Below are 10044 nucleotides of genomic sequence, written 5' to 3'. Positions count from 1 at the left end.
AGCCAACCTGGTGAAACTGGTCGGAACCATCACCGACAAGGATGGGGACAGCCAGAGTGCCAGCGTGGACTTGGGCAGTGCCATCAGCTTCAGGGACGATGGCCCGAGTATCAGTGCCGGCAGTGTGGCCAACGACAGTTTGCAAGTGGACGAAAGCAACCTGTCACTCAATGCCAGCACCAGCTATGCCAGCCTGTTCACCAGCAGCTATGGCGCCGATGGAGCCGGTACCCTGGTTTACAGCCTGAACGTCAGTGCCAGCGGTGTGGATAGCGGGCTCAACGACACCGCAACCGGCCAGAACATCCTGCTCTATCTGGAGAGTGGCAATGTGGTCGGCCGGGTCGGTAACAGCAGCGGCAGTGTGGCCTTTACCTTGACGGTCAGCAACAGCGGGGTAGTGACACTGGATCAAATGCGCGCCATCGAACACACCCCGAACAGCGGCTCGGATCAGGAGAGCAGCCTGCTGTCAGCCAACCTGGTGAAACTGGTCGGAACCATCACCGACAAGGATGGGGACAGCCAGAGTGCCAGCGTGGACTTGGGCAGTGCCATCAGCTTCAAAGACGATGGCCCGAGTGCCTCGGCAGCAACCAATTCGGGTCAGGCTACACAGGGGCAAAATACCAACCTGATGTTGATCCTCGATATCTCCGGCAGTATGGGTAATGCATCCGGCTATCAGGGGATGACCCGGATGGAGGTAATGCAGAAATCGGCGCTGGAGCTGCTCGACCGATACGATGCCAGTGGCAATGTCATGGTTAACATCGTGACGTTCAGTACTGCAGCGGCCAATCCGACAGGTACTTGGGTCACTGTGGATGCGGCCAAAGCAATTATTCTGGGCCTGTCACCGACCAATTCGACGAACTATGATGATGCGCTCAATGATGCCATCAATGCCTTTGGCGCTGGCGGTAAGCTGGCAGGAGCGCAGAACGTCTCCTACTTCATGTCGGATGGGGCACCCAACTATTCGACGGTCAGCAACTCGGCGACTGTTCCCGATGGTTCCAATAGCTTCGGCGATGGTTCCGGGATCAGCACTGCCAATGAGAAGGACTGGACGGATTTTCTTAGAGTCAACAGCATCAACTCTTTTGCTCTGGGAATGGGGTCAGGGACAACGTCGTCACAGCTGGATCCGATCGCCTATAACGGTGTAACGGCAACCAATACATCGTCGATTATGGTGACTGATTTCAGTCAGTTGGCATCGACCTTGGTCAGTACCGTAGTGGCCCAGCCGCTTTCCGGGCAACTGCTTAATGGTGGGTTGACCGCGAGTGTCGGTGCAGATGGTGGCTGGCTGGAATCCATTACGGTGGCTGGCGTGACCTATCACTACAACCAGAAGAGCGACAGTGTGAGCGTTACCGGAGGAACCTCTGTCGGGACATTCGATACTGCTACCAACGAGTGGTCGATTGCCGTGGCAGGAGGGGTTCTCAAGGTGGACATGGATAACGGCATGTATACCTATACCCCGCCGTCAACCATTCCTGCCGGCGGGATCAATCAGGTATTTGGTTACAGTGTGAGCGACTACGATGGTGATACTGCATCGAGTACTTTGGCGATAACCATCAATCCTGCTGTTGCCCCCATGGTGGTGCGTGACGACTTTGTCATCACCAATCAGGATCCTGTCTCCATTCCGGATTGGGCTCTGCTTGCCAATGACTCCGGGCCACTTGTTGGCACCCAGGCGATCAGTGGTGTCTCCAATTCCGTTGGCGGCACGGTGACTGACAACACCGGGTTCGTCTCGTTCGATGACGGTTCGGGCAGCGCAACGCCTAGCTCGTATGACGGATCGTTCGCCTACACCAACAGTACGACCGCCGATACCGGCAAGGTCTATGTCGATGAACAGAGTGGAACCACCCTCACGGGGGGCTACCTCGACGAGATCCTGATTGGTGGTTCTGGCGACGAGACGCTGAACGGCAATGGTGGTAACGATATCCTGTTTGGCAATGGTGGCAAGGACACCCTGAATGGTGGTGTGGGTAATGATATTCTGGTTGGTGGCAGTGGCGGCGATACGCTGACCGGCGGCTCGGGCAGCGATACCTTCAAGTGGGGCGCTGGAGATGTGGGTGGCACCGATGTGATCAAGGACTTCACCACCGGAACTGGCGGCGATGTGCTGGATATCAGTGAGTTACTCAGCGGCGAACATGCCAACAAGATTTCGCTCGATGCTTATCTCACCTTCACCACGGGCCCGGGAAGTGGCAAGTCTACACTCACCATCGATCTGGATGGCTCGGGCAGTGGCAGTACGACCCACGTCATCCAGTTTGACAACATCGACCTGACACTGGGAGGAACACGCAATGACCAGACCATCATTGAAGACCTGTTGAATCAGGGCAATCTGAAGGTTGATCCCTGATGAGGTCCCGGGGCCAGCTTCTCGCTGGCCCCTGTTTTTTCCCCTGAGGGATGGATAAGATAGCAGCAGTAGAGGAGAGGGGCGTCATGCAGTCATTCAACTGGGTCGACATTGATGGTATCCGTTATAGCTGGGATGGGCAGGGAACCATTACCTGCGCAGGCCAGTTTGGCTATCAGGCATCGATCGCGGGGGATCAGCTGGATGGCGTGGAGATCGAGAACGACGCCGGTGATGTAGCTGGCTCGCTCAGTGTCGATTTTGCCGCGGCATCAATCACCTATACCCCGGCAATGGATGCTGAAGAGTCTCATGGCGTCATTCTGGTAGGGCATGATCTCGGTCAGCAGGAGTACTCGCTGGCCAGTCTCTACTCCCCACAGCTGCAGGATCTGCTGGGTCACTCCGAGACTATCCCCTGGTCTGTGGCAATGGAGGAGAGTGTACCGACAGAGGTTCACTCCCAGCCACAAGGACATATTTTGTCGTGGGATTCGTTCCACTTCGATGACGAGGTGCTGGTTGCGCAGGTTAGCAACACACCAGTATCTGCAGGGGGAGATCATGAGTCCGCCCCGGTTGTCACCATCAGCCTCGATTTGACCAATCAGGTGCTGGATCAGATCCCGCCACTGCACGATATATGAATCTCCCTTTGCTGCGGGCATAATGGCCTCAATCTTGTTGATTGAGGCTTTTTTCTATGTGGCGTCCCCTTCTTACTTTTTCCGCTCTGGTTGTCAGTGCTCCGCTGCTGGCGATTGAAGTTCCGCAAGCGCCCCATATGGTGGTGAGCGGTTACGCCGAGCAGAAGACCGAACCCGATATGCTTACCCTCAATGTGGCGGTGAGTGCACTGGATAAGCAGGGCCTCAAGGCCAAGCAGCAGGTCGATACCAAGGTCGCAGCCTTTTTCAGCCAACTGGAAGGGTTGGGGATCAAGCGCAGCGATGTTGAGGCTGGCAACCTGATGGTTTCTCCGGAATATCAGTATGGCGAGAACAAGAAGCCGGTATTGCTGGGATACCGTGCCCAACGGCAATTGGCGGTCAAACTCTATCAGCTGGATAAATTGAGCCCCCTGATGGATACCGCCCTCAAAGCCGGGCTGGAGTCCGTATCCCAGATTGAGTACGGGCTGAAGTCGCCGCAGGTCATCAAGGAGCAGGCCCGTTTGAATGCCGTTGAGGATGCCAAAACCAAAGCTGAATCTCTGGCCAAGGCGTTTGGGATGAAGCTTGGCAAGGTCTACAGTGTGGAGTACCGCAATGCTTCGCCCATTACCGCCTACAGCCGCAACCTGAAGGTGGTGCAGGCCATGGCGATGGCTGCTCCTGCGGCGGATATGGCGGACAACAGCTATCAACAACAGCAGATCACGGTAAGTGATAATATCGAGGCTGTTTTCTTGCTGGAGTGATGCCCGTCGTTTAAGTCCAGTCATGAACAACCCCGCCATTCGCTGCGGGGTTTTTATTGCGCATCGATGCAGATATAAAAAAGCCGACGTTCGTGTTTACTTAATCGAGCGTCGGCTTTTTGTTGCGCTGGGTTTATCAGGCGGTGACGGCATCAGCCTTGGTCGCTTCAGGAGCCGGGTTGCGAATGAGGTAATCAAACGCTCCCAGCGCGGCGGTCGCCCCGGCGCCCATGGAGATGATGATCTGCTTGAACGGCACTGTGGTGGCATCCCCTGCGGCGTAGACGCCGGGCAGGGAAGTGGCGCCCTTGGCGTCAATCTCGATCTCGCCAAAGCGAGTCAGGGCCACCTCGCTCCCTTTAAGGAACTCGGTGTTCGGCACCAGACCAATCTGGACGAAGATACCCGCCACCGCCAGATGCTTGATCTCGCCGGTGGTGCGATCTTCGTAATCCATGCCCACCACCTTGCTGCCGTCACCGATCACTTCGGTGGTGCGGGCACTCATGATGATGTCGATGTTGGCCATTGAGCGGGCTTTCTTCTGCAGTACCTCGTCGGCGCGCAGAGTGTCGGCGAACTCCACCACGGTGACGTGTTCGACAATGCCAGCCAGATCGATGGCAGCCTCGATACCGGAGTTACCGCCCCCGATCACCGCAACCCGCTTGCCCTTGAAGAAGGGGCCGTCACAGTGCGGGCAGTAGGCCACGCCCTTGGTGCGGTACTCAAGCTCTCCCGGCACGTTCAGATCACGCCAGCGGGCGCCGGTGGCGAGAATGACCGAGCGGCTTTTCAAGGTGGCGCCAGAGGCGAGATCCACGTTCACATATCCATCTTTGCTGATGGCGGCAGCACGCTGCTCGGTGATCACTTCCACGCCGTACTGCTTGACGTGCTGCTCCAGGCTCGCGGCCAGTTTGGGGCCTTCGGTATAGGGCACGGAGATGAAGTTCTCGATGCCGACGGTGTCCATCACCTGGCCACCGAAACGCTCGGCGACGATGGCGGTGCGAATGCCTTTGCGAGCGGCATAGATGGCGGCGGCTGCACCAGCCGGCCCACCACCGACGACCAGCACGTCGTAAGGTGCTTTTTCGTTGAGCTCCTCAGCTTTGCGCTCTGCGGCGCCGGTGTCGAGCTTGGCGACTATCTCTTCCAGCGAGATACGGCCCTGGCTGAACGGCTGACCGTTCAGGTAGACGTTCGGTACCGCCATGATCTGGCGCTCGTTGACCTCGTCCTGGAACAGGGCTCCGTCGATCATGGTGTGGGTGATGCCGGGGTTCAGGGTGGCCATCAGGTTCAGCGCCTGTACCACGTCCGGGCAGTTGTGGCAGGAGAGCGAAATGTAAGTCTCGAAGTGGAACTCGCCCTTGAGATTGCGGATCTGCTCCTGCACCGCCGCATCGGCCTTGGAGGGGTGACCGCCGCTTTGCAGCAGGGCAAGCACCAGCGAGGTAAATTCATGACCCATGGGGATGCCGGCAAAATGAACGCGCGGGGCCTGGCCCTGCGGCGCGACGCTCATGGAAGGCTTGCGGGCGGCAGTGCCATCGGTCAGGGAAATCTTGGGTGACATCCCGGCGATCTCGCTGGCCAGAGCCAGCAGTTCAGCGGATTTGTCGCTGTCATTGCCGGACACGCTGATCTCGATGGGATTGACGATGTACTGCAAGTAACCGTTGAGTTGTTGTTTGAGGTTGGTATCTAACATGGTCGAATTCCTTCTGGCTGAATGCGGGTCGGCACTGTGACTGGATACAGAAAATGGAGGTCTATAAAGCAGACCGGCGCGTTTTCTGAGGTCCGTAAACAAAACCGGCCCTTGAACGGGCCGGTCTTCAGAGCGGAGAGGCTTAGATTTTGCCTACCAGATCCAGGGACGGGGCCAGGGTGGCGTCGCCTTCTTTCCACTTGGCCGGGCACACTTCACCCGGGTGGGCGGCAACGTACTGGGCAGCCTTGACCTTGCGCAGCAGCTCCAGTGCGTCACGGCCGATGCCGCCAGCGTTGATCTCGACGATCTGGATGATGCCCTGCGGGTCGATGACGAAGGTACCGCGGTCAGCCAGACCGGCTTCTTCGATCATCACGCCGAAGTTGCGGGTGATGGTGCCGGTCGGGTCACCGATCATCGGGTACTGGATCTTCTGGATGGTGTCAGAAGTGTCGTGCCACGCCTTGTGGGTGAAGTGGGTGTCGGTGGAGACGGCGTAGATCTCTACGCCCAGCTTCTGGAATTCGGCGTAGTTGTCAGCCAGGTCACCCAGCTCGGTCGGGCAGACGAAGGTGAAGTCAGCCGGGTAGAAGAACACCACGGACCACTTGCCTTTCAGGTCAGCGTCAGACACCTGAACGAATTTGCCATTGTGGTAGGCGGTAGCGTTGAACGGCTTGATTTCAGTGTTGATGTAGGTAGACATGGATTTGCTCCTTGGTGATGTACATATGCCTGTCTGGGTTTGCAGAGTCGTGCCGGACGAGGCGTTTAACTTTCGATGGAGTCATCATAGGAGGATGTTCTAATCGATTAAAGCCACAAAATTGAATCGCTTTAATCGGTATATTGGATTTATACGCGGTGGCTTATCGTCGGTGCCGCTGGTAGCAACAGTCGGGCATCCCCCTCGCAAGCCCGGTTGCTGCCGTCAAAGAGGGGGTTGCGGACCAAATCGGTCGCTATAAATCAAATTTATGGGTTTGGCGAGAATGACCCGATTTTAATTTATACCTTCCCGATGCCTGGCAAAAATAGATGGGGTGTGCTCGACGGAAGCAGATGAGGGTATCGCCCGATCTGGGGTATCGAGCGGTCAGCTGTATCGGGAGCAAAGGAGAGCCAAACAAGCAGCAAGAGGGGAGGTGGGGGGGGATAAAGCAGAAGCCGACCCGTTCTGGCGCAAGCGGGCTGCGCGTTTCGCGCAGATAAAAAAATCCCGGCGCTATCGCAACGATAAAGCCGGGTCATCAAACAAGGAATGGCTATATAAACAAATGCTTTACAGCAAAGACTAACTACGGGGTGTGCAAACTTGCAGACATATGAGAGGAAGAGGATGGGTGCACACTCCTTCATCTCCCCCTCGGCAACTATTGCATGAGGGGGATAATAGTGTGATGGAGATCACATGGCAAGCAATTGGTGTAATTTTTCAATCAAAATGAAACACTTTCACCTTTTTTGCTCTTTTTTACTGCTGAAAACGCTTTTTCTGTAATTTAATTACATGTTGTTGTGTCAAAAATCGGTTGGGGGCTCCTGCTCCTCCATCAATTCCAGCAGGTTGATGGCCACCGAGATGAAGTCCGATTCGGTGACGATGCCGATGAGCTTGCGTCCCTTGAGCACCGGCAGACAGCCATACCGGTGGCGCTGCAGGTAGAGGGCTGCCTCCTTGATGCCGGCATGGGGATCCACGCTCGCAACCTGGCGGGTCATGATCTCGTCAAGGTGGACGCTGTCGGTAAATTCCGCCTCTCGCTCCGGGCTTATCAGCAGCAGCTTGGACTCGCGGGTGGCCAGGATGTCGGTGAGGGTGACCAGCCCCTGCAGATGGTGGTGCTCATCGACGATGGGAATGTGGCGGATCCGCTCCTGCTGCATCAGATCCATCGCCTGTTTGACGCTGTTCTCCGGCCTCAGGGTAAAGGGATGTTCCGTCATGATTTCGGATATGGTCATCATGGTAGGCCTCCTGATTGCATTGGTTTTTCTTCTCCGCCTGTCTCCACCCTAGCCCAGCCATGGATGGCAAAACATGATCAGGGTCAATACAAAACATTAAAGAGTCATTAACCGGTTAGTGGTCACAAAATTGCCCGCTACCCCTTGTCTCTCTTGGGTTTTTGGTCTTTTGGGTTGCCTTGGAAGATGGGGATAACTAGACTAGCCGCCGATTCCCCCCGAGGTGAAAGATGCAAGTATCCGATTTTCATTTTGATCTGCCAGACGAGCTGATTGCCCGCTATCCGATGGCGGAGCGTACCGCCAGCCGTTTGTTGCAGCTCGACGGTCAAACCGGCGCCCTGCGCCACGGTCAATTTGTCGATGTGCTGGACCAGCTCAACCCGGGCGACCTGCTGGTATTCAACAACACCCGCGTCATTCCGGCCCGCATGTTTGGCCAGAAGGCCAGCGGAGGCAAGCTGGAGGTACTGGTCGAGCGCATTCTGGACGAGCACAGCGTGCTGGCTCATGTGCGGGCCTCCAAGGCGCCCAAGCCGGGCACCCGGATGATCATGGATGGTGGCGTGGAAGCTGAAATGCGCGCCCGCCACGATGCCCTGTTCGAGATCCATTTCCTCGACTCCCGCCCGGTGCTGGAGATCCTGGAGGCGATCGGTCACATGCCGCTGCCCCCTTATATCGACCGTCCCGACGAGGATGCCGACAAGGAGCGCTACCAGACGGTCTACAACCAGAAGCCGGGCGCCGTCGCCGCGCCGACCGCCGGTCTGCACTTTGACGAGCCGCTGCTTGAGAAAATTCGGGCCAAAGGGGTTGAAACTGCCTTTGTCACCCTGCATGTAGGGGCGGGGACCTTCCAGCCGGTGCGGGTGGAGAAGATTGAAGACCACCATATGCACTCCGAGTATGCCGAAGTGCCACAAGAGGTGGTCGATGCCATTGCCGCAACCCGTGCACGCGGCGGTCGGGTGATTGCCGTTGGCACCACCTCGGTCCGTTCGCTGGAGAGTGCCGCCAGAGTGACTCTGGCGCAGGGCAAGCCGCTGGCGCCCTTTTTTGGCGATACCGACATCTTCATCTTCCCGGGCTACCAGTTCCAGATTGTCGATGCCATGGTGACCAACTTCCACCTGCCGGAGTCGACCCTGATCATGTTGGTCAGCGCCTTCGCCGGGTATGATAACGTGATGACCGCCTATCAGGCCGCCGTGGCCGGGCAGTACCGTTTCTTCAGCTACGGGGACGCCATGTTCGTCACCCGTCGCCGGGGCGAGGCATAAGCTTCGCCTTCTATAGCGGGCCGAATGGCCTTTAATTGTCAGACTGTTTCTCTGACTGAATCGAGGTAGCAATGAAATTTGAACTGAAAACTACCGACGGTCGTGCCCGTCGCGGTCAGCTGGTATTCGAGCGTGGCACCGTGCAGACTCCGGCCTTTATGCCGGTCGGTACCTACGGCACCGTCAAGGGGATGACCCCGGAAGAGGTGCGTGAGACCGGTGCCCAGATCCTGCTTGGCAACACCTTCCACCTCTGGCTGCGTCCGGGTCAGGAAGTGATGCGCGCCCACGGCGATCTGCATGACTTCATGAACTGGCAGGGCCCGATCCTGACTGACTCCGGTGGTTTCCAGGTATTCAGCCTGGGCGACATCCGCAAGATCACCGAAGCAGGCGTCCACTTCCGTCACCCCATCAATGGCGAGAAGATCTTCCTCGACCCCGAGAAGTCCATGGAGATCCAGTACGATCTGGGCTCCGACATCGTGATGATCTTCGACGAGTGCACCCCGTATCCGGCCACTTACGAAGAAGCGCGCAAGTCGATGGAGATGTCCCTGCGTTGGGCCAAGCGCTCCCGCGACAAGTTCGATGCTCTTGGCAACAAGAACGCCCTGTTCGGCATCATCCAGGGCTCCGTCTACGAGCCGCTGCGTGACGTATCGCTGGAAGGTCTGCTGGAGATCGGCTTTGACGGTTATGCAGTTGGTGGTCTGGCAGTGGGTGAGCCCAAAGAGGACATGCACCGCATTCTTGAGCACGTCTGCCCGAAAATCCCGGCCGACAAGCCGCGCTACCTGATGGGTGTCGGCAAGCCGGAAGATCTGGTGGAAGGGGTTCGCCGCGGTATTGACATGTTCGACTGCGTGATGCCGACCCGCAACGCCCGCAACGGTCATCTCTTTACCACCGATGGCGTGGTCAAGATCCGCAATGCGAAGTACCGCAACGACACCAGCACCCTGGATGCCGACTGCGATTGCTACACCTGCAAGAACTACACCCGCAGCTATCTGCACCATCTGGACAAGTGCAACGAGATCCTCGGTGCCCGTCTGAATACTATTCATAACCTGCGTTACTACCAGCGTGTTATGCAGGGTTTGCGGGACGCGATCGAGCAGGGTAAATTAGACGACTTTGTAACAGAGTTTTACCGTCGGCAAGGGAAGCCCGTGCCTCCGTTAGCTGTAAATGACGTTAAATAACAATAATTTATAAGCTAGTTTTCAAATCTACATCAATA

General features: G+C 56.9%; 8 protein-coding genes. 5 read left to right on the top strand and 3 right to left on the bottom strand.

Annotated elements, in window-relative coordinates; all coding sequences use genetic code 11:
* The 3 genes from AACS24_RS11490 to AACS24_RS11480 all read left to right on the top strand — a co-directional run.
* Positions 1-2407 (top strand): DUF5801 repeats-in-toxin domain-containing protein (locus AACS24_RS11490; protein WP_146181416.1); only part of this gene is annotated, 2407 nt, incomplete at its 5' end.
* Positions 2408-2493: 86 nt separating this feature from the next.
* The gene (locus AACS24_RS11485; protein ID WP_108570757.1) at positions 2494-3054 is read left to right on the top strand and encodes a hypothetical protein; all 561 of its coding nucleotides are present in this window, start codon (positions 2494-2496) and stop codon (positions 3052-3054) included.
* Between the two features lie 56 nt (positions 3055-3110).
* The gene (locus tag AACS24_RS11480; RefSeq protein WP_181364157.1) at positions 3111-3827 is read left to right on the top strand and encodes an SIMPL domain-containing protein; all 717 of its coding nucleotides are present in this window, start codon (positions 3111-3113) and stop codon (positions 3825-3827) included.
* Between the two features lie 136 nt (positions 3828-3963).
* On the opposite strand, the gene ahpF is transcribed toward AACS24_RS11480, so the two are convergent.
* From ahpF to AACS24_RS11465, 3 genes are all read right to left on the bottom strand, one after another.
* The gene (gene ahpF, locus AACS24_RS11475) at positions 3964-5544 is read right to left on the bottom strand and encodes an alkyl hydroperoxide reductase subunit F (RefSeq protein WP_108570755.1); all 1581 of its coding nucleotides are present in this window, start codon (positions 5542-5544) and stop codon (positions 3964-3966) included.
* Positions 5545-5686: 142 nt separating this feature from the next.
* Positions 5687-6253, bottom strand: a complete 567-nt coding sequence (gene ahpC / locus AACS24_RS11470; RefSeq protein ID WP_005299724.1) for an alkyl hydroperoxide reductase subunit C — start codon at positions 6251-6253, stop codon at positions 5687-5689.
* A gap of 815 nt (positions 6254-7068) precedes the next feature.
* Positions 7069-7515 (bottom strand): CBS domain-containing protein, encoded by a 447-nt coding sequence (locus tag AACS24_RS11465; protein WP_033114483.1) that lies wholly within the window; start codon positions 7513-7515, stop codon positions 7069-7071.
* A 230-nt stretch (positions 7516-7745) separates the two neighbouring features.
* Between AACS24_RS11465 and queA the strand changes: the two genes are divergently transcribed.
* Positions 7746-8798 carry a tRNA preQ1(34) S-adenosylmethionine ribosyltransferase-isomerase QueA gene (queA, locus tag AACS24_RS11460; RefSeq protein ID WP_108570754.1) on the top strand — a complete coding sequence of 351 codons (1053 nt, stop codon included), beginning with the start codon at positions 7746-7748 and terminating at the stop codon, positions 8796-8798.
* A 71-nt stretch (positions 8799-8869) separates the two neighbouring features.
* Positions 8870-10006 carry a tRNA guanosine(34) transglycosylase Tgt gene (tgt, locus tag AACS24_RS11455; RefSeq protein ID WP_041207406.1) on the top strand — a complete coding sequence of 379 codons (1137 nt, stop codon included), beginning with the start codon at positions 8870-8872 and terminating at the stop codon, positions 10004-10006.
* The last annotated feature ends 38 nt before the right edge of the window (positions 10007-10044 follow it).

This window comes from Aeromonas sp. HMWF016 (assembly GCF_963878195.1).
GTDB classification, from domain to species: domain Bacteria; phylum Pseudomonadota; class Gammaproteobacteria; order Enterobacterales; family Aeromonadaceae; genus Aeromonas; species Aeromonas lacus.
Note: the sequence above shows the minus strand (reverse complement) of the source record. Positions and strands in the feature narration are given on the sequence as shown.